Raw genomic sequence first — 19,180 nt, forward strand, 5'->3', positions numbered from 1 at the left:
TCATGGTCATGGTGAGCATCAACTGCATCACATACAATCACGAGAAGTACATCGCTCAGGCGATTGAAGGCTTTTTGTCACAGCGCACGAACTTCGAGGTCGAGATTCTCATCCATGATGACGCCTCGACGGATCGGACGGCAGACATCATCCGGGAATACGTTCAGAAATATCCTGAAAAATTCAATGTCATCTATCAGACGGAGAATCAATATTCAAAAGGTGTATTCATCGGTCGAATGAACGAGGAGCGGGCACGCGGCAAATACATCGCAACATGTGACGGGGACGATTATTGGACGGACCCTTACAAACTGCAAAAACAAGTCGACTACATGGAAGCCCATCCGGACTGTACGCTTTGTTTCCACGATGCGTATGTCGAGACAGGTGGGAAGCTCCACACGAATTGGCACGTCATTCCATGGATGCCGGAAAATCGAAAGCTCGCCTCATCCGTGTCCCGGACGTATGACGCCGGTGAGTTGCAGTTACTCGGGTTCGTTCCGACGATGTCCATGTTGTATGTGAACGATTTCCGTGACGCCCCGCGATGGCTCGAAGAGACGCCGGCGCGAGATGCATCGATTCGCTTGTATATCACGAGCAGGGGATACGCCTACTACATGCCGGAAGTGATGAGTGTCTATCGCTACGAGGTCGAAGGGTCGGCGACGACCATTTGGAACGAGGGGAATGTCGAACGTGACGTGAAGCGACATGAGGAGTTCATTCGGTTCATCAACTTATTTGATGCCTATACCGATGGGAAATACCATCAAGAGCTGGAGTTGTCACGGATTTCCTTTGAGGTGGGGCTCCACCGATTGAAGGGAGAGTATGATGCGTTACGTTCTACTCGATATGACGCGTATCTGAATCGGTTCGTCGGAATCGATCGAATCCGACCTTACCTGATGATCAAGCAGCCACATGTAACAGAATGGCTCATTAAAATACGAAATTGGGCATTCGCGTGAACGAAAGGAAAAGGGGCGATTTCACCATGAGTGGTTCAAATGTAGAAACAGATGCCATCATTCCCGTCACGCGACCGAGTATGCCGGATTTTGAGACGTATGTCGAGATGATTCGCCCCCTTTGGGAATCGCGTCACTTGAGCAATCGTGGCGAGCATGTGCGAGCGTTAGAAGAAGAGTTAGAGCAGCGTCTAAACGTCCCGCACGTCTCCTTATTGACGAACGGTCACCTGGCCCTCGAGACGGCGATTGATGTGCTCGGGTTAACGGGTGAGGTCATCACGACACCGTTCACGTTCGCCTCGACGACGCATGCGCTCATCCGAAAACAGATCACTCCTGTCTTTTGTGACATCAACCCGATAAACTACACGATTGACGTCAACAAAATCGAGGCGTTGATCACGGAACGGACGACGGCTATCCTACCCGTTCATGTGTATGGGAACGTATGTGACGTGGAGGCGATCGAACAACTCGCAAAACGCCATGGACTTCATGTCCTCTACGATGCGGCGCACGCGTTCGGTGTCCGGCAAGACGGGCGCGACGTCTCGACGTTCGGCGACCTGACGATGTTCAGCTTTCATGCGACAAAAGTGTTTCACACGATTGAGGGTGGTGCGCTCACGTTCCGGGATGCCCGTTACGTCGAAGCGATTCATCAAGCCGTCAACTTTGGGATTACCGGACCAGAATCCGTCGAATCGGTCGGGGGCAACGCCAAGATGAACGAGTTTCAGGCGGCGATGGGACGGTGCAACCTCCCACGGATCGATGCCGACATTGAAAAGCGAAAACGTTTGGTCGAGCGATACGACACCCGTTTAGCGGACGCTTCATTTCTACGCTTGAACCTTCGGGATGAACGGACGGAGTCCAACTATGCGTACTATCCAGTTCTCGTCAAGAAAGGGAGAGCGGCACGCGATGACATGATGGCATCCTTAGCGCAGCATGGGATTCTCGCCCGGAAGTACTTTTATCCACTCGTGACCGATTTTTCCTGCTACGCATTCGACGCATCCGTACCGAACGCCACGTACGTCTCGGATCGGGTGATCACGTTACCGCTCTATCCGGACATGACAATGGAGATGATCGACCGCATTTGTGACGTAATCCTTGAAGGAGGGAATGAACGATGAAAGGAATCATTCTAGCGGGTGGGAACGGGACGCGTCTCTACCCGATGACGAAAGCAGTCTCGAAACAGCTGTTGCCGATCTATGACAAGCCCCTCATCTATTATCCGATGTCGGTGCTGATGCTCGCCGGCATCAAGGAGATTTTATTGATCTCGACCCCGAAAGACATCTCCGGGTATGAGCGACTGTTCGGTGACGGGCATCAACTTGGAATCTCGATTACGTACCAAGTACAAGAGCGTCCGGTCGGTCTCGCGGATGCCTTCATTCTAGGAGAATCGTTCATCGGGGACGACTCCGTTTGCCTCATCTTAGGGGATAACGTCTTCTATGGGCCGAACTTGACGCGCTTTTTACAGGATGCGAAAGAGCGACAGTCAGGCGCGACGGTGTTCGGATATCCGGTCAAGGACCCACGGGCATTCGGTGTCGTCGAGTTCGATGCGGATCGACGCGTCTTGTCCATCGAAGAGAAGCCGGCGGTCCCGAAATCCAATTATGCGGTACCGGGGCTTTACTTTTATGACAATCAAGTCGTCGAGTTTGCGAAACAAGTGAAGCCGTCGCCACGCGGCGAGCTCGAGATCACGTCGATCAATCAAATGTATTTGGAACGAGGCGAGTTGAACGTCGTCTTGTTCGGTCGCGGGATGGCATGGCTCGATACCGGGACACCTGAAGGGATGATTAAAGCTTCCATTTTCGTACAGACAGTACAGGAACGGCAAGGTTATTACATCGCATGTCTGGAGGAGATTGCATGGCGTCGTGGGTTCATCACGCGAGAGCAATTGGCCGACATCGGTCAGACGCTCAAGATGACCGATTACGGACAGTATTTGATATCGCTTCTAGAGGAAGGAGAACAGACCAATGCATACGATCCTAGTGACTGGCGGAGCCGGGTTCATCGGTTCAAATTTCATAAAACACTTTCGGGACAAACATCCAACGTCACGCATCCTTAACGTCGACGCGTTGACCTATGCCGGCAATTTAGAGAACGTCCAAGCGTTCGAGCACGACCCGCTCTACGTGTTTCGGAAAGTAGACATCCGCGACCGTCCGGCGATTGACGAACTGTTCTCTCTCTTTGAGATTGACGAAGTCGTGCATTTTGCGGCGGAATCGCATGTCGACCGAAGTATCCTTGAGCCGGAGTTGTTCCTCTCGACGAATATCCTGGGCACACAAGTGTTGCTCGACGCGGCCATGCGTCATTGGAAACGGGATCCGGACGATAAATACAGTCGAGAATACCGAGATGACGTCTGTTTCGTCCATGTCTCGACAGATGAGGTATACGGGTCGCTCGGGGAGACGGGGTTCTTTACAGAAGCGACACCACTTTCCCCGAACAGTCCTTATTCCGCCTCGAAGGCCGGGTCTGATTTGCTCGTTCGTTCCTATCATGAGACGTACGGCTTACCGATTAAGATCACCCGTTGTAGCAACAATTACGGTCCGTATCAATTCCCTGAGAAATTGATTCCGCTCATGGTACACCATTGTATGACCGATCAACTACTCCCAGTATATGGGGACGGAGGACATATCCGAGATTGGTTACATGTGCAGGACCACTGTGAAGCCATCGATCTCGTTCGACAAAAGGGACGAGTCGGAGAAGTCTATAACATCGGCGGACATAACGAGAAGACGAACCTCGAGCTCGTCCGAACGATTTTACAGACGTTTGACTTACCCAATGACCGCATCCAATTCGTGACGGATCGCCCTGGTCACGACCGTCGTTATGCCATTGACGCGAAGAAAATGCAAGACGAACTCGGGTGGGTGCCACGCTACAGTTTTGAACAAGGAATCGAAGAGACGATTGAATGGTACCGATCACATCCGGAATGGGTCGAGCGCATCGTTTCGGGAGCGTACAAAACCTATTATCAAGACATGTATTCTTCCTAAATCGGAGCCGTTCTATCATCCCGGGGAAAGGAGGGAATCGACATGGTGATGGTCAGCATCGACTGCATCACGTATAACCACGAAACGTACATCGCTAAAACGATTGAAGGATTTTTGATGCAGGAAACGGATTTTGAATTTGAAATCCTCATTCATGAGGATGCCTCAACGGATCGGACGGCGGATATCGTGCGCGAATATGAAAAACAACATCCGGACCGGATTCGGGTCATCTATCAAACGGAAAACCAATATTCTCAAGGGGTCATGGTGAATCTGTTAAACGAAGAGAGGGCGCGTGGCAAGTACATCGCCCTTTGTGACGGGGACGACTACTGGACCGACCCACACAAGTTGCAGAAACAAGTCGACTATATGGAAGCCCATCCGGACTGTACGCTCTGTTTTCATGATGCGTATGTCGAAACGGACGACACACTCCATACCGGATGGCGCGTCATCCCGTGGATGCCTGAAAACAGAAAGTATGCCTCGACGGAGCCACGGACCTATCATGCCGGGGAGTTACAGCTACTCGGTTTCATTCCGACGATGTCCATGCTGTACCGGAATGGACTGACAGACGATCTGTTAGATTGGATCGGCGATACGCCCGCCTTCGACGGCGCGCTCAAACTGCACGTCGCAAGCCAAGGTTACGCCTACTACATGCCTGAGGTGATGAGCGTATATCGATTCGGTGTGTCCGGGTCGGTCACCACCAAGTGGCGTCAACGAAACAGGGAGCGCGATATTGAGCGGATGGAGGCATTCATCCGAATGATGGATGCATTCGATTCCTATACGGATGGCAGATTTCATCAAGAAATCGAAATCTCTCGCTTATCGTTCGAAGTCGGCTTGCATCGGCTCCGACGAGATTTTCAAGCGCTGAAGTCTCCCCGGTATGACCGATATGTGGAGCGTTTCGTCGGGAGAGAGCGGCTACGTCCCTACTTGATGGTACGACATCCGCACTTGATGGAGTGGTTGATTCGCATGCGCTCGTTCCAGCTGGGCTAAGGGAGGCGGCTCAAATGAAATTAGGGATTATGCAGCCGTACTACTTCCCATACCTCGGTTATATTCAATTGATGAACGCGGTGGACCAGTTCGTCATCTTGGACCATGTGCAATTTGCGAAACGAGGATGGATTCATCGAAACCGCATTTTGGTCGAGGGACATATCAAACCGATCCATCTGAAAATCGATCATATGACACAACATCGTACGATCCGTGAGCATGAGCGGATTCTCGATCCAGTTCATGAGAGCTATCAACTGCGCTTATTACACCATGCATATCAACGCGCACCAAGTTATGCCGACGTCATGCCGATGGTGGAACGAATCATTCAAAATGAGGAACGCAATGTCGCCACTTATCTAGAAACGTTATTGACGGAAGTGCGTGACTATCTCGAGATGGATACGGAGTTATTGGTCGCCTCCTCGCTCGACTACGACAAGTCGCTGAAGTGTGAACAACTGGTGCTCGAGATTTGTCATCACTTGCGTACCTCGCATTATATCAATGCGATCGGCGGGCAGGAACTTTATGACAAACAGCGGTTTGCGGAATCCGGGGTGCCGCTTGATTTTATCCAGATGGATGCGGTGGAATATGCTCAATTTGGTCATCCGTTCACGCCCAACTTGTCCATTATCGATGTCTTGATGTTCAATTCGAAGACGAAAGTGCGTGAATTGCTCCACGCCTATACGCTCGTCTAATCGGACGAGATAGTGGACGCAACGATTAGAGGAAAGGGGATGAACACGTTGAACACATCATTTGAATGGACCAATCGACGTCTATTCTTCAGCCCTCAGCGAGACGCATCACTCGACTGGATGGATGCGTTCGCACAAGGACCTTGTGTGTTGGAACGCGATACCTATTTGCGGATCTACTTCAGCTGTCGACCGAAGCCGATTGATGGACGATACGTCAGTCACAGCGGGTATGTGGATGTCGCAAAAGAAGATTTCTCGATTCTTCGGGTGAGTGAACGACCGATATTGGAGCTCGGTGCACGTGGGACATTCGACGAGTTTGGTGTCTATCCGTTTTCGGCGATTGAGGTCGGGGATGAGGTACATGCCTATTACGGGGGCTGGACGCGTACGGTGTCCGTTCCATTTAATGTGAATATCGGAAAAGCCATCAGTCGAGACGGCGGACGTACGTTCGAGCGCGTCGGTCCAGGACCGATCCTATCGTATACGATCGACGAACCCTTCATCTTGAGCGGACCGAAGATTCGGCGTTTTCAGGACACGTGGGTGTTGTTCTATATCGCCGGACGAGAGTGGATCATGGATGGTGAACGTCCGGAACCGGTGTATAAGATTCGGCTGGCCACGTCGAAGGACGGGGTCACGTGGGTGAAAGCGGGACGCGATTTGATTGAAAGCGTACTTCCGAATGAGGCGCAGGCTAGTCCAGACGTCTTTTATGAGGATGGACGCTATCATATGTTTTTCTGTTACCGCGACGCGACCGATTATCGGAAAAATCCCGAGCGGACGTATCGAATCGGATATGCCTCTTCTCCGGATTTCCTCCATTGGACGCGTGACGATGACGTGATGAAGTTCTCGCGGACAGAATCAGGATTCGATGACGAGATGGTCGCCTACCCCCATACGTTCACGTTGAACGGGAAACGGTATTTACTTTACTTGGGGAATGAAGTCGGACGAGAAGGATTCGGCATCGCGGAGCGCAAGGAGGGAGCGAGATGAAGTGGAAGAAACTCGGACACATCTTCGACCCGGAGCCGTACGGATTTTTCGGGAAGTACTCCTCGTTCGCCCAGTCCCCTCAGGCGCTCGTCTTCGAGGATTTTGTGCGCATCTATTTCTCGACCCGTGAACCGGATGGTGACATGTTCAAGAGCCACGTCCGATACGTGGACATGACACGTGATTTCAACATCATCGACGTGTCCACAGATGAGATCATCCCCCTTGGAAAACGGGGGACGTTCGACGAACACGGGATTTTCCCATTTCACGTCACACGGACACGTGATGGGCTTTATGGCTATACGAGTGGCTGGAGCCGTCGTGACTCGGTAGCTGTCGAAACGGGGATTGGCCTCTCTGTCAGTCGGGACGAGGGAGAGACGTTCGAACGGCTCGGAGACGGACCAGTATTATCGGCGAGCATCGAGGAACCGTTTCTCGTCGGCGACCCCTTTGTCGTCACACGGGAACAATACTATATGTATTACATTTACGGGACGACATGGAAAGAGGGGCCGGATGGCGTCCAGGAACGAACGTATAAGATTGCGCTCGCCACGTCAGAAGATGGACAGACGTTCAAGCGTCACGGAAGAATCGTTTCGGATACGATTGCGGACGAGAGTCAGGCGCTTCCGACCGTGTTCGAAGCGGACGGACGCTACCATATGATCTTCTGTTTTCGAGACACATTCGGCTTTCGGACCGACCCGTTACGCGGATATCGATTAGGTTACGCCTATTCGGAAAATCTGTTGGACTGGACGCGGGATGATGCGGCGCTCGGATTCGAGCGAAGTTCCGACGGGTGGGACGCGGACATGGAGTGTTATCCGCATGTCTTCGAGTGGGGAGGTCGGCACTATCTTCTCTATAACGGGAACGAGTTTGGGCGACATGGATTTGGTGTCGCAATTTTGGAGGACGTATGATGACTCGCGACCAAGGGACGGTCTCTGACTATGTGGCGCATCTTGAGGCGTGTGATCACCTGTTCCCGACCAAGCTGTCGGAGCGGGTGGCGCTAGAGCCATACGCTTTGAAGCTCTACGAACGGGCGACGTCATATGAAATTTGGAATGACGGGTGTCTCGTCGGGCTAATCGCAGCATACATGGATACGGACATCGTCTTCATCAGCCATATTTGCGTGTTGCCGAAAGCGCCGTCCGGTAGTGGGCACGCCTTATTGGAAGCGTTATGCGAAGAAGCAATCGAGACGAACAAAAGGAAGATTCACTTGCACGTCGAGACAACGAACGAACGGGCGATTGCCTTCTACATGCGACACGGCTTCAGCGAGCTCGACCGAATCGATGATGTGCTCGTCATGGAGAGTGTATTATGAAACGCATCTCTCTCGTATTTTAGAATAAGAAAGTTAAATACAAACCGAAGCTGATCCTCGTCCATCGTACGAGGATTTTTTGATGAATGCAGGAAACTGATAAGCTTTATCGAATACGACAAAAAGAAAAAGCGCCTGACCGAGGTCAAACACTTTTCTTGAGCTCTCGTTTCCGGTCGCGTTGTACTTTCCAAATCATCGATCCAACGATGATCAGGATTGGCGCGATGACCCATGGACGGGCTTCGAGAATCGAGACGAGTTCAAAAATGGAGAGCCATCCGCTCACCATGATCAAGACTAGCAAAAAGGTTTTCAGTCCCCCCCGGACCGGAAGCCAAAAATAAACGAATAATGTCACTAAGAAGAAAGCGATTAAGCCCATGCGGTTTGTCCTTTCACCCATCATTTTGACTCATTATAGCAAAGAACATCGAGAGAGTGTTAGAAGCTTCACTTCTTCGGCGTGTTTCGGTACGCTTATAAAAGATGATTGAAGGAGGAACTGATGTGAAATTTGGAATTATTGGTTTAGGATACGTTGGATTGGCTACACTTTGTGGTTTGGCAAAAGCCGGTCATCACGTCATCGGGGTTGAAGCGGACGAAGAGAAGCTACGTCTTCTCATGAGTGGACACCCGCCATTCCATGAACCAGGCATGGCAGAGGTGTTGCAAGAGCACGCCGACCAGATCACCCTGACAAGCCGAATCGCGGATACGGAGCAGGTCGACTATTTGATTCTTGCGGTCGGGACACCGAGCAAGTCGGATGGAAGCTGTGACTTATCTTATATCGAAGCAGTCTTGTCGGAACTAAACACGAAGCATAAAATCGTCATTCGTAGCTCGGTCCCGCCCGGCACGACAGACTTACTGAACATCATGTATCCCTCTCATACGTTTGCGATCGTACCGGAATTTTTACAAGAAGGACGCGCGCTCGCAGATGTCATGAAACCACACCGTGTCGTCATCGGGTGTGTAAATCTCGAAGTTGCAGAAGACTTGGCAGGAATCTACGGACGCCTTGGCGTTCCGCTCATCTGTACGACACCGATCAATGCAGAACTCATCAAATACGCCTCGAACGCCTTTTTGGCCACGAAAATTAGCTTCATGAACGACTTGTCGCGTCTAGCCGATCAAGCTGGCGCTGACATTTCGACGATTGCGGACGGGATGGGACTCGATCCGCGAATTGGGCGTTCGTTCTTGAACGCGGGCATCGGGTACGGAGGTTCGTGCTTCCCGAAAGACATGAACGCACTCCTACACGTCGCGAGTGAAAATGAGATCGACCTACGTGTCATCCGGGCGGCGACAAAAGTGAATGAGACGCAAATCGAGTACGTGCTCTCAAAATTGAACGTTGAACCGAATATGCGCGTGGCTATCCTTGGTTTGGCATTTAAACCAGGAACGGACGATATGCGAGATGCCCCATCAATTCTACTCGCTCACCACATGGTGGCCCGTAACGTGGACGTCATCGGGTATGATCCGATTGCGACGTGGGACTATCCACAAGCGACGACGGTTGAAGAGGCGCTGAAGGGAGCCGATTATGCCATTCTCGTCACAGAATGGGATGAGATTGTGAACTTGGCACCGGATGCTTTCAACGGCATGCGCCAGCGTCGATTGATCGATGCACGAAACGCATGGAAGTTCGCACGCGATCCGGGCGATGTGTCATACGAAGGAATCGGACGGATGCAACGTCCGTCGAACACACCGACTTCAAACTAAAACTGTTCAGGACCGCTCATATAGGCGGTCCTGTTTTTGCGAGACGTGAATCTTTTGTAGCAGTCATGACGTATAGAAAGGAGAGGAGGCGAGGCATATGTGGATTCTCATTCTAGCAGCAGGAATCGTCATCGCGTTAGGCTTCGCGGTTGACAGGCTCGGTTGGTATCACTTGATCTCTGGATACAATACAATGTCGAAAGAGAAACAGGAGCGGGTCGACATCAAAAAAGTGGCGCGACTGATTGCCTGGATGTGTTACGGGATTAGTGCGCTTTTTCTCATCATTGCGCTCATCGAACTGTCTGGTTGGAACGTTCCGCTCGAGCCGTTCTTTCTCGCCCTGATGGTATTCATTGTCGGGATGCTTTGGCGGATGCAGCGCTATGACGGTAACATCTACGATGGAGCGGGGCGCTTGAGGCCAGATGGGAAAAAACGTCTCGTTCCAATCATCATCGTCTCTGTCGTATTACTCGTCGGTGTGCCGGCGCTCATGTTTTGGTTCAGTCAACCGACTGAAGTGATCGTGACGGATGAAGCGATCGTGATTGAAGGCAGTTATGGTCGTGAGGTCCCGTTTGATGAAGTGGAAGACGTGACATGGACGACATTGCCGGATATCGCGCGTCGAACGAACGGAGCAGATACGGGAACGCGTCTGACCGGACATTTTCGGACGGAAGCAGGGGAGGATGTACTCCTCTTTATCGACCGTGATGTCGAGCCGGTGATCCGACTCGATTGGTCAGACAAAACAATCTATCTCAATCAGTCTTCGTTTAAAGAAACGAGGCAGTTATATGAGGACATTCGTTCACGCTGAAAAAAGGGACACTCAACGCGAGTGTCCCTTTGTGTTGACCCATGATTCGAATGAGGCTGCGTCCAGGGCGGGTGAGAAGTAGAAGCCCTGTCCGAGTTCGACCCCTTCACGAAGCATGCGTGACAGGTCGCTTTCGGTCTCAATCCCTTCGGCGAGAGCGGTTAGTTGTTGCTCGTTCGCAAAGCGAGAGACGGCACGTAAGAAGGACGTACTTTCTTTCGCCTTTCCACTCACATACATCCGGTCAATTTTCACTTCTTGAATCGGTAGGTGCCAAATCGCTTCGAATGAGGCGTATCCGGTCCCGAAGTCGTCGATTGATAGGCAATAGCCGAGGTCAGCGATATCTTCTAATCGTTCGAGTTCACTCGCATACGACATGATGTCAGAGGACTCGGTCAATTCAATCTTCAATCGGTCAGGTAGCCACGGGTATACCTCAATCGAATCCCGAAGCTTCGCCACGATGGAAGGGTCGACCGAATGGGCCGACAAGTTGAACGACAAGGAGATGTCTTCAAATGAAGTCCCTTGCCATGCGACGAGCTGGGCAATCGTCTGATCGAGAATATTGTGTGAGAGCCATAAGATTTGATCGGAACGTTCCGCGATGCGAATGAACTCGTTCGGTGGGATGACTCCGATGTCAGGATGTGTCCAGCGAGCGAGCACTTCCGCGCCAACGACGCGACCTGTTTTCAATTCGACTTGCGGTTGATACGCGACCGTCAATTCTCCTTTTCGGATGGCATCCGGGAGCGCTTGTTCAATCAGTGCGGCGAGTTGCATCTGGGCTAAAATTTCCGAGTCATACCAAACCGAAGGGGTACGTGTCTCTTTGGCGTGCTGTAACGCCTTCATCGCCTTGAACAGACAGTCGTTGTATGCCCCTTCCGTTTCGGTCGCCCCGATTTGAATATGTACGTTTTGGCGTTTATGGTTGATTGTCACTTCAGTCGGGAAGAGCTCCAACAGCTCATGCTCGTCCTCGTATGAGAAGCCTCGGACATACAACATAAACGTGTCGTCTCGGTATCGACCGAAGAGATGTTGGGCATATTTCGAAAGACGGGACTCGACGGCTCGCGCAAACTCAATCATGAGCAAATCAGCATACGCAGGGTCGTACCAATCAACGAGATGATGATAGTCATGAATCCGGATAAGGATAAATGCACCGTCAATCTCTTGCTTTTCCCACTTGCGAACAAAGCCATATTCATTATAGAGGTTGGTCGCCAAGTCGAAACGGACGAGACGGTCGACCTTCCGTTCCCGTTCGACCCGGTCCGTCTCATCTTCGACGATGAGGTAATACGTCAACTTTTCCTCACGCTTGAGCGGCGTCAGTTTCACATTCAGATAACGGAGATGTTCCCCTTTCAGATGAATGATGAACTGCGCACTCGTCCCATGTTCAGTCACACCTTCGAGCGCTTGCTCGAACAAGCGGCGACCCGTCTCGGTGAACAATTGGTTGATCTCATATAAGTTCCGATCACCGAAAAACTGCCGGAACATCTCGTTGCGCTCAATCAGGTTATACGAGTCATCCATGAGGGCGATGGCGAGTCCCGTCTCAGAGAAGAGAGACGACCAGCGCTCATGGTAACGCACGAGGTCTTGTGAACGATTCTCTAGTTCGTGAACGGTCGAATGGACACTCGTGGCAATCTCGCGTAACTCGTCCTCGATCCCTCGGAAATCATGTGTTTTCGGAAACATCGCTTCGACAGGTTCTAGGCTAGGGTCGATGGCGAGTGCGCGTGCCTTGAGATGCGCCAAATCGTGATTGTAGCGATTGCGTGTATAGTAGAGCAGAAATAGGAGTCCGAGCGATAACAGCAACGTCACCACGAATGAAGTGGTGGCTAAGACTTGATAATGCTTACTTTCTTCTTGAAGCATCGTCTCAGAACTCGAACGGATGGAACGAAGGGCACCATAGGCGTCCTCGTAGACATTCGTTGAATTGACGTAACGAGCTTCTAGAGACGCCTCGCGATTCGCCATATTCGCAAAGGACTGTCCGCTTTCCGCCACGTCGATGACCGCTTTCGACTGCAGTGTCTCATTCGATTCAATGATGGTTTGAACAAGTTTTGCTTCGCCGACAATCAGATCCACGGTGTTTGTGAGTTGACCCGCATCAATCGGGTTACGGAAGAGGGCTTCACGATTCCGCATAAGAATCGATTGCATTCGCATGATGGCATCAGTCAGTTCGTATGCCGCATTCGATTGATTCGTTTGCTCGAGTGCTTGATATAGCCAGCGTCGATTGATGGAACTGATGACATCGGTTGGGACCGCCTCGAATTGTTCAGCCTCGAGAATTTGATTCAACTCATTTGAGAACGTCTGGAGCGTCTCCCGTTCCCGTTCGTTCACACCGTCCTCAAAGTCGTTCAATAAACGCTCATTGTATTGGAGTGCCCGTTCTTTGTACGGTGTGGAGAGGAAGGATGTCGTCGGATTCGACTGCTCCTCATACCGGGTCGCCGCTTCGAAAAGAGAGACGTATGCTTCGACACCAGCTAGGTTTGCCGCTTGATTCAAATTCGTAATCGTCTGGTCGATGGCTTCTTGTTTTTCATGCCAATAAAAACTCGTGCCAAGTCCAAACAACAGGACACCGATGAGACAAGCAATCGCGAGCGCCATCGTGTAGGTACGGTATGGAATTTTTGCAAAACGGGGTTGGCCCATCCGGCACCTCCTTTTTTCCTTCATCATACTTCCGAATTCGGGTCAAGCGATAAAAATCCTGCAATACGAAAGAAAAACCCGACTTTTGTCGGGTTTTTTGGCGTGACCAAAGTCACGGTCGCTTATAACCGATTAAGCGTGACTGCCAATACGGTTCTTTACTGATTTGGTTGTATCCTAATCCAGATGAACCGGCATGGATGAACGTATCGGAATTGATCATGATACCCATGTGCGATGGCCCGGCGGTATATGTGTTTTCGAAGAAGACGAGGTCACCGGCTTGCGGGACGAATGACTTGGGCAATTGAGGTCCGAAATAAGCACCACCCCAATAATTAGCCACGTTTGTCCGTGGGATGCTGACGCCGGATTGATTGAATACATAATAGATGAGTCCTGAGCAATCGAATCCACCATTTGCCGGGCTTGATGATGCCCATACGTACGGTGTGCCGACGAAGCGTTTTGCCACATCGATGGTCGAAAGCCTAGTAGCTTGGGCACTTTGCCCTTTGATTTCAGCGACGGCTGATTTTGCGACGAATCCTGATGCGAGACGATAGTGGGTCGATGTCTCCCCGATTACGTTCAAGAGTTCTCCCCGAAGTGTCGAGCCGACCGTGCTACTCGACTCGTTCGCCTGTGACCGAATCGATGTTGGATAGTACGTATAATATGAATTCGAATCATAAGAACCTTCAACCCAAGACGGGCCGTCTGCCGAACCTTTCGGGATGGTTTTCACATAAGCCGAGGCGACAAATCCTACCGTATTCCCGTAATAGATTTGAAGCCAGCCTTTTGACGACTGGACGACGCGCAACGTCTGTCCTGCTTTGACACTCCCGATGATGGTCGCGCTCGTCGATGCGCTCGAACGTACGTTCAAGGACGGTGTGTTGACGATATAATCGACAGCCGCATTACCAGCACCGGCATCGCCTTCGTTCGGAGCCGGGTCACTCGGTGTCGTGGACGTCTCTTTCAAATAGCCGGCACTCACGTATCCCGACTTCCCGTTATATGTGACATAGTACCAGCTACCGGACTGCTTCGTCGCCTTGACGACGGTGCCGTTCGGGATGGTCGTGACGAGGGCGTAACCGATGCCCGCACCTTGCCGAACGTTCAAGTTCGCGGTCGTGACGAATGATTGGTTCATGGTTTGTTCTGTACTCGGTGTTGTCGGTGTCGCCACTCCTGATGTTGTTAAATATGTATTGGCGACATATCCTGTTTTCGACCCATACTTCACTTTCGACCATGACCCTTCGACAGATAAGACGGTCACGGTTTTGCCTTTTGGAATCGTGAGCAATACGGTCGTCTTCGTCGACTTCGACGAACGCAGATTCAAGTTGGCTTTCGTTTGAGCTGTAGTCGAGCTCGGTGTGACCGTTGTTGGTTTGTCGGTACTGCTCGACATAGATGCCTTTTGCAAATAATCGTTATGCACCCAACCGGTCTGTCCGCCGTAACTGACTTTCGTCCATGAACCGTTTGATTGGATCGGTGTGAGCGCCGTACCTTTTGGAATCGTCAAGAGGACACGATGCCACGTTCCCCCGGCGACCCGCATGTTCAATGCGTGTGTCGTCGTGACGCGGTTCGTACTCGCCGTGGTTAACGAGGAACCACCTGTCGCAGCAGAGGGACTGCCTGTGAGCTTTAGTTTTTGACCGATGCGAATGTGATCGGAAGAGAGACCGTTCAACGATTTAATCGTCGCAACGGACACATCATAGGACCGACTGATCGACCATAACGTATCACCCGAACGCACCGTATGTGTGCTCGCCGCTGCTGCTTCGTCTGCGTGGGCAAGCACGCTGACCGCTGCGAGTGCCGCGAATGAATAGGTGAGACCAGACTTTGGATTCATAGCGTCACATCCTTTCAAAGAGTGAGAACGAAACAATTTAACAATTGAAACAATACAAGTTCATTGTACGGTGCAAAGAAATAGGCAAGCAATGGGACAAAAGGTCAATTCGCGTCTCTTTCTTAAAAAGAAGGTCAATAATTTAGAAGTGGGAATAAATCCCTGTTTCATCACTTGAAAAAAGAAGGAAGTATTGACTTTCTGTTGAATTTTGAAAACCGTTGAATCGGTTGATTCGTGCTATCATTAGGTCAAATTTAAATGGGTGAGGTAGCAGACTGATGATCGAGAACAACTTTTCAAACCGAGTATATCGTAAACATCAAGAGAAACTGTTCGCGCTCGTACGGATGCCGATTGTAACGGAAGAAACGGTGCAGGAGGCAATTCTGTATATGTGTGAGATTGTCGCCGATATGTTGGCAGTCGATACAGTCTCGATCTGGCATTTTGATACATCGTATCGATCTATTTCATGTCAAGTCGCTTATTCTCACGAATCAGGGACACATCATCCGAAGTTGACGGTCCAGCGTGAACTTGCGCCTGACTATTTTGATGCGCTTCAAACAGAGCGAATCCTTTCGTTTGAGGATGTTCGCAGTCATCCATGGGTGAAGGACTTGTACAAAGAGTACTTTGTAGAAGGAAAGCGTGTGTACTCCATGCTAGATGCTCCGATTTATGCAAACAATCGTGCCACAGGTGTGATTTGTTGCGAGACGTTTCTGCCTCGGGAGTGGAACTATCTTGAGGAATTGATTGTGAGTACACTTGCGGATTTTATTGCCATCCTGTACTTCCGGCTTGACCGGCAGCTTGTGGATGAACGGATTCATCAGTTAGCCTACACGGACGAACTGACAGGTTTGATGAACAAATATGCATTTGTCGAGGAAGTCGATCAATTACGTCAACAAGCGAGAGGGTTTTTAGGAGCAGTTTTATATATTCGAGCAGACGATTTTCGGTCTATTGAGGATGCGATTGGAACCGAAACATCGAATTTGATCGTGAAAGAAATGGCGAAACGACTACGAGCAGTAATCGATGAATCTAGGATGGCACGTACCTCGCAATCGGGATTTGTCATTTGGGTACCTTACGGGGAACGGAGGAAAATACGTTCGTTTGCAGAACATTTATGCGAGCAAGTGACGCGTGCGCCATATCGAGTCAATGAATTAGACGTTGTACTGACGACGAGCGCATTCATCTCCATTGAACATGAAAGTCGATCTACTTTGGATATGATTCATACAACACGTGTCGTTGCAGGTCAATCAGATGAGAAACGTGGGGTCATCAAGTTTTTTGAAGAGGCCATGGCGCAAGAAGCATCTGAGAGACTCTTGTTAGAGATGAATTTACGTACTGGTGTGATATCAGGTCAGTTTGAACTGTATTTCCAACCGAAAGTGAATGCTTCCTCAGGTAAACTGAAAGGGTTTGAAGGGTTGATGCGCTGGAATCACCCAGAGCGAGGTCTCGTGCCGCCGCTCGACTTCATTCCGCTTGCCGAATCAACTGGTGTCATCATCGACTTAGAGGAATGGGCGTTCGTGACGGCCTGTCGCCAACTCAAACGTTGGCATGAACGGGGAGACCGGTATGAACTCGCCCTCAATTTATCGGCGCGTCACTTCTTATCCGAAGGGGTCGTCGAAAAGTTTGCCCAGATCGCACGGGAAGAAGGGGTCAGTACGAGTTATTTGACCTTAGAAATCACGGAAAGCGTCGGGATGGAGAACCAGAAACACGTCATCGATCGTTTTGTTGCATTCCGAGAAGAAGGTTTTTCCATCTCGATTGACGACTTCGGGACAGGGTTCTCGGCGTTCGTCTACTTGAAGCATTATCCGATTCATGAGATCAAAATCGATCGCCAGTTCATTCAAGTGACCGAGAATGACCCGACCGGCAACGTCATCGTTGAATCGATTGTCGATTTGGCCCGTGGCTTGAACTTGAAGACGGTGTGTGAAGGCGTCGAGACGCTTGAACAGTGGAACGCGTTACGCGAACTCGGCTGTGACGAGATGCAAGGATATTATTTCTCTAGACCGTTACCGCTTGAAGAACTGGAAACATGGATTGTTGACTATACGACACAGACAAGGGACGCCTGAGCGTCCCTTTTAGAATTGTATATCAATATCGTTTACTCTTATAACTTACTAAAGTATAGATTGGGGACTCAAATACAGATGAATAGCTCGACGCCACAACAGTCAACTCATGAACTTACTTTTTTTAGCCAATTCAAGAATTGTATCTTGTTAGGGTTATTGGGAATTTTGTTGGGATGCTTGGATCAATATGCGAGTAGTTCCCCCTTGATTGATTTTGATACTACACTTGAGTTTTGGCTATTCCTAGTGACATTAGTAGCTGTGTTTAGCAAGTCACGATTAAACGCTTCCATTCATTCGATTATTTTGCTTGTTTCCACAGTTTTAGCTTATTACCTAATGTTCTATTTGAACTTAGGATTCTTACCATATCAACTATTTGGAATATGGCTAACTATCGCAGTCCTATCCTCTGTCTATGCGTTAATCATTTGGAATGCCGGTCAAAAAGGGATAGGCGCCGCAATTTTAAGCTCAATACCTACTGCCTTTCTATTCAAACGAGGCTACTATTTTCTTCCAGATCTTTTATTTAACTCTGAAGCAGCTCAAGTACGTATTCACTACTTTGGTATCGATATTCAAAGTGGATTTAATCTTGTGACTGCGGTTGTGCTTTATTCAATATTTTTTAAGATAACAGAACATCGAATCATTTTAACTGTTTCTACAGTGATCATATTCTTCATTTTTAAAGAAACTGGCATCCTCTCGTTTCTTCCCTTTTAAGTTGAAATGAAGTGGGTGCTTTTTGTATACAGTCTGCAAGGGACGCCTGAGCGTCCCTTTTGTTATGTCATGAATGTGATTCGAATCGAAGTGCCGTGTCCCGGTGCACTGTCGACTTCTATTTTCCCGCCGTGGGCTTCGATGATGTCCCGTGAGATGGCCATGCCGAGACCACTTCCGCGTGCATCGTCTGTATTTGTGCCTCGGTAATAGCGTTCAAAGATATAAGGCGATTCGGATTCGGTAATCCCATTTCCATCATCTACAATCGTCACGATGTCACCGTCGACTCGAACGGTCACCTCATATGAGGAAGTGTCCCGTGCGGACGTGCCGCAGTCGATTACGAAAAAGTGAGTAAAAAAAGCCATTCGTCATGACCTTCATGGCGGATGGCTTTTGCCTGTTCAGACGACAGGCGCCTCATAAGCGTTTAGTTCGAGTTTTAATATGTACGTTAGTTCATGATGCACCAATTCGGAGAAGTTCGTCTTTTTGACGTGTGTTCGTGGGCGCAATCCGCATTCCAATGCGATGTCGACAATGGTACGAATCTGATTTTCCGTATAGAATCGCTTCCGACCAAACGTGAACGGGGTCGGCGGCAAGACGCCATCGGTCTCCCACTTGATCAATTGCTGTTGGCTGCGTGGGATGCCGGCCACACTAAAGGCGCGGCTCAATTCTTTGAGCGGATAGACAATCAAATGTTGCTCTTTATACGAAATTGGTTTTCCTTGTTCCGGCCGGTATGTATCCCATTCGGTCGCTGAAAACGTCAGGTCGGCTTGGTCGAAGTCGTGTTGAGCGGAAGGAATTGAGGCAAAGCTTGCGAGGTCTAGGCTGTTCATCGTGTATGTCTCCTTCTTCAAGACTGACTAGTAAAATTCAAAAAATGCCCTCCTACGTATCGTACCCCATTTACAAGAATTTAACTTACAGTTTTTTCAAATATGGGGAATAAATCATGGTACTTTTGACGTATTTTTGAA

The 19,180-nt window shown here is 50.0% G+C and carries 18 protein-coding genes; 13 read left to right on the forward strand and 5 right to left on the reverse strand.

The window, feature by feature from the left end:
* Positions 1 to 2: 2 nt before the first annotated feature.
* Genes KNO61_RS09935 through KNO61_RS09975 form a run of 9 tightly spaced genes read left to right on the forward strand, consistent with a single transcriptional unit; the run spans position 3 to position 8,155 of the window.
* Positions 3 to 980 carry a glycosyltransferase family 2 protein gene (locus KNO61_RS09935; protein ID WP_214730272.1) on the forward strand — a complete coding sequence of 326 codons (978 nt, stop codon included), beginning with the start codon at positions 3 to 5 and terminating at the stop codon, positions 978 to 980.
* A gap of 26 nt (positions 981 to 1,006) precedes the next feature.
* Complete coding sequence (locus KNO61_RS09940) at positions 1,007 to 2,128, forward strand: DegT/DnrJ/EryC1/StrS family aminotransferase (RefSeq protein ID WP_078147557.1); 1,122 nt, start codon at positions 1,007 to 1,009, stop codon at positions 2,126 to 2,128.
* Positions 2,125 to 3,096: a glucose-1-phosphate thymidylyltransferase RfbA gene (gene rfbA / locus KNO61_RS09945; RefSeq protein WP_196431180.1), complete on the forward strand. Its 972-nt coding sequence runs from the start codon at positions 2,125 to 2,127 to the stop codon at positions 3,094 to 3,096. Before KNO61_RS09940 ends, rfbA begins: the two co-directional genes overlap by 4 nt.
* Positions 3,002 to 4,054, forward strand: a complete 1,053-nt coding sequence (gene rfbB, locus KNO61_RS09950) for a dTDP-glucose 4,6-dehydratase (protein WP_214873087.1) — start codon at positions 3,002 to 3,004, stop codon at positions 4,052 to 4,054. The genes rfbA and rfbB overlap by 95 nt, the downstream gene beginning before the upstream one ends.
* Before the next feature lie 42 nt (positions 4,055 to 4,096).
* Positions 4,097 to 5,077, forward strand: coding sequence for a glycosyltransferase (locus KNO61_RS09955; RefSeq protein ID WP_214873089.1), 981 nt, complete (start codon positions 4,097 to 4,099; stop codon positions 5,075 to 5,077).
* A gap of 14 nt (positions 5,078 to 5,091) precedes the next feature.
* On the forward strand, positions 5,092 to 5,790 hold the full coding sequence (locus KNO61_RS09960; RefSeq protein WP_214757914.1) for a WbqC family protein: 699 nt from the start codon (positions 5,092 to 5,094) through the stop codon (positions 5,788 to 5,790).
* A 39-nt stretch (positions 5,791 to 5,829) separates the two neighbouring features.
* Positions 5,830 to 6,804, forward strand: a complete 975-nt coding sequence (locus KNO61_RS09965; protein WP_214873091.1) for a glycoside hydrolase family protein — start codon at positions 5,830 to 5,832, stop codon at positions 6,802 to 6,804.
* Entirely contained in the window at positions 6,801 to 7,739 is a 939-nt protein-coding gene (locus KNO61_RS09970) for a glycoside hydrolase family protein (RefSeq protein ID WP_214814385.1), read from the forward strand. Before KNO61_RS09965 ends, KNO61_RS09970 begins: the two co-directional genes overlap by 4 nt.
* The gene (locus KNO61_RS09975) at positions 7,739 to 8,155 is read left to right on the forward strand and encodes a GNAT family N-acetyltransferase (protein WP_214757910.1); all 417 of its coding nucleotides are present in this window, start codon (positions 7,739 to 7,741) and stop codon (positions 8,153 to 8,155) included. Before KNO61_RS09970 ends, KNO61_RS09975 begins: the two co-directional genes overlap by 1 nt.
* A gap of 145 nt (positions 8,156 to 8,300) precedes the next feature.
* Here the strand turns inward: KNO61_RS09975 and KNO61_RS09980 are convergent, their stop codons facing one another.
* Complete coding sequence (locus tag KNO61_RS09980; protein WP_214687439.1) at positions 8,301 to 8,561, reverse strand: hypothetical protein; 261 nt, start codon at positions 8,559 to 8,561, stop codon at positions 8,301 to 8,303.
* Between the two features lie 104 nt (positions 8,562 to 8,665).
* Here KNO61_RS09980 and KNO61_RS09985 point away from each other — a divergent pair, with 104 nt between their 5' ends.
* Both KNO61_RS09985 and KNO61_RS09990 read left to right on the forward strand, forming a co-directional pair.
* On the forward strand, positions 8,666 to 9,907 hold the full coding sequence (locus tag KNO61_RS09985) for a UDP-glucose dehydrogenase family protein (protein ID WP_214730280.1): 1,242 nt from the start codon (positions 8,666 to 8,668) through the stop codon (positions 9,905 to 9,907).
* 97 nt (positions 9,908 to 10,004) lie between these two features.
* On the forward strand, positions 10,005 to 10,733 hold the full coding sequence (locus KNO61_RS09990) for a DUF3784 domain-containing protein (RefSeq protein WP_214873093.1): 729 nt from the start codon (positions 10,005 to 10,007) through the stop codon (positions 10,731 to 10,733).
* A 12-nt stretch (positions 10,734 to 10,745) separates the two neighbouring features.
* Here the strand turns inward: KNO61_RS09990 and KNO61_RS09995 are convergent, their stop codons facing one another.
* Positions 10,746 to 13,442 carry an EAL domain-containing protein gene (locus tag KNO61_RS09995; RefSeq protein WP_214811014.1) on the reverse strand — a complete coding sequence of 899 codons (2,697 nt, stop codon included), beginning with the start codon at positions 13,440 to 13,442 and terminating at the stop codon, positions 10,746 to 10,748.
* Between the two features lie 112 nt (positions 13,443 to 13,554).
* Complete coding sequence (locus KNO61_RS10000) at positions 13,555 to 15,327, reverse strand: SH3 domain-containing protein (RefSeq protein ID WP_214687431.1); 1,773 nt, start codon at positions 15,325 to 15,327, stop codon at positions 13,555 to 13,557.
* 281 nt (positions 15,328 to 15,608) lie between these two features.
* Here KNO61_RS10000 and KNO61_RS10005 point away from each other — a divergent pair, with 281 nt between their 5' ends.
* Both KNO61_RS10005 and KNO61_RS10010 read left to right on the forward strand, forming a co-directional pair.
* Complete coding sequence (locus tag KNO61_RS10005; protein ID WP_214811016.1) at positions 15,609 to 17,456, forward strand: sensor domain-containing phosphodiesterase; 1,848 nt, start codon at positions 15,609 to 15,611, stop codon at positions 17,454 to 17,456.
* Between the two features lie 78 nt (positions 17,457 to 17,534).
* Positions 17,535 to 18,188 carry a hypothetical protein gene (locus KNO61_RS10010; RefSeq protein WP_214757900.1) on the forward strand — a complete coding sequence of 218 codons (654 nt, stop codon included), beginning with the start codon at positions 17,535 to 17,537 and terminating at the stop codon, positions 18,186 to 18,188.
* Positions 18,189 to 18,250: 62 nt separating this feature from the next.
* Here the strand turns inward: KNO61_RS10010 and KNO61_RS10015 are convergent, their stop codons facing one another.
* A complete protein-coding gene (locus KNO61_RS10015) occupies positions 18,251 to 18,559 on the reverse strand; it encodes a sensor histidine kinase (protein ID WP_371816599.1) in 309 nt (102 codons plus the stop codon).
* A 36-nt stretch (positions 18,560 to 18,595) separates the two neighbouring features.
* Positions 18,596 to 19,039, reverse strand: a complete 444-nt coding sequence (locus KNO61_RS10020; RefSeq protein ID WP_214685903.1) for a MerR family transcriptional regulator — start codon at positions 19,037 to 19,039, stop codon at positions 18,596 to 18,598.
* Positions 19,040 to 19,180 lie beyond the last annotated feature (141 nt).

The organism is Exiguobacterium sp. s140 (assembly GCF_018617035.1).
Classification (GTDB): Bacteria; Bacillota; Bacilli; order Exiguobacteriales; family Exiguobacteriaceae; genus Exiguobacterium; species Exiguobacterium profundum.

Excerpts from the sequence above, each read along its gene's own strand:
- KNO61_RS09935 (WP_214730272.1), top strand. The coding sequence starts at position 3 with ATGGTCATGGTGAGCATCAACTGCATCACATACAATCACGAGAAGTAC.
- KNO61_RS09940 (WP_078147557.1), top strand. The coding sequence starts at position 1,007 with ATGAGTGGTTCAAATGTAGAAACAGATGCCATCATTCCCGTCACGCGA.
- rfbA (WP_196431180.1), top strand. The coding sequence starts at position 2,125 with ATGAAAGGAATCATTCTAGCGGGTGGGAACGGGACGCGTCTCTACCCG.
- rfbB (WP_214873087.1), top strand. The coding sequence starts at position 3,002 with ATGCATACGATCCTAGTGACTGGCGGAGCCGGGTTCATCGGTTCAAAT.
- KNO61_RS09955 (WP_214873089.1), top strand. The coding sequence starts at position 4,097 with ATGGTGATGGTCAGCATCGACTGCATCACGTATAACCACGAAACGTAC.
- KNO61_RS09960 (WP_214757914.1), top strand. The coding sequence starts at position 5,092 with ATGAAATTAGGGATTATGCAGCCGTACTACTTCCCATACCTCGGTTAT.
- KNO61_RS09965 (WP_214873091.1), top strand. The coding sequence starts at position 5,830 with ATGAACACGTTGAACACATCATTTGAATGGACCAATCGACGTCTATTC.
- KNO61_RS09970 (WP_214814385.1), top strand. The coding sequence starts at position 6,801 with ATGAAGTGGAAGAAACTCGGACACATCTTCGACCCGGAGCCGTACGGA.
- KNO61_RS09975 (WP_214757910.1), top strand. The coding sequence starts at position 7,739 with ATGACTCGCGACCAAGGGACGGTCTCTGACTATGTGGCGCATCTTGAG.
- KNO61_RS09980 (WP_214687439.1), bottom strand. The coding sequence starts at position 8,561 with ATGGGTGAAAGGACAAACCGCATGGGCTTAATCGCTTTCTTCTTAGTG.
- KNO61_RS09990 (WP_214873093.1), top strand. The coding sequence starts at position 10,005 with ATGTGGATTCTCATTCTAGCAGCAGGAATCGTCATCGCGTTAGGCTTC.
- KNO61_RS09995 (WP_214811014.1), bottom strand. The coding sequence starts at position 13,442 with ATGGGCCAACCCCGTTTTGCAAAAATTCCATACCGTACCTACACGATG.
- KNO61_RS10000 (WP_214687431.1), bottom strand. The coding sequence starts at position 15,327 with ATGAATCCAAAGTCTGGTCTCACCTATTCATTCGCGGCACTCGCAGCG.
- KNO61_RS10005 (WP_214811016.1), top strand. The coding sequence starts at position 15,609 with ATGATCGAGAACAACTTTTCAAACCGAGTATATCGTAAACATCAAGAG.
- KNO61_RS10010 (WP_214757900.1), top strand. The coding sequence starts at position 17,535 with ATGAATAGCTCGACGCCACAACAGTCAACTCATGAACTTACTTTTTTT.
- KNO61_RS10015 (WP_371816599.1), bottom strand. The coding sequence starts at position 18,559 with ATGGCTTTTTTTACTCACTTTTTCGTAATCGACTGCGGCACGTCCGCA.
- KNO61_RS10020 (WP_214685903.1), bottom strand. The coding sequence starts at position 19,039 with ATGAACAGCCTAGACCTCGCAAGCTTTGCCTCAATTCCTTCCGCTCAA.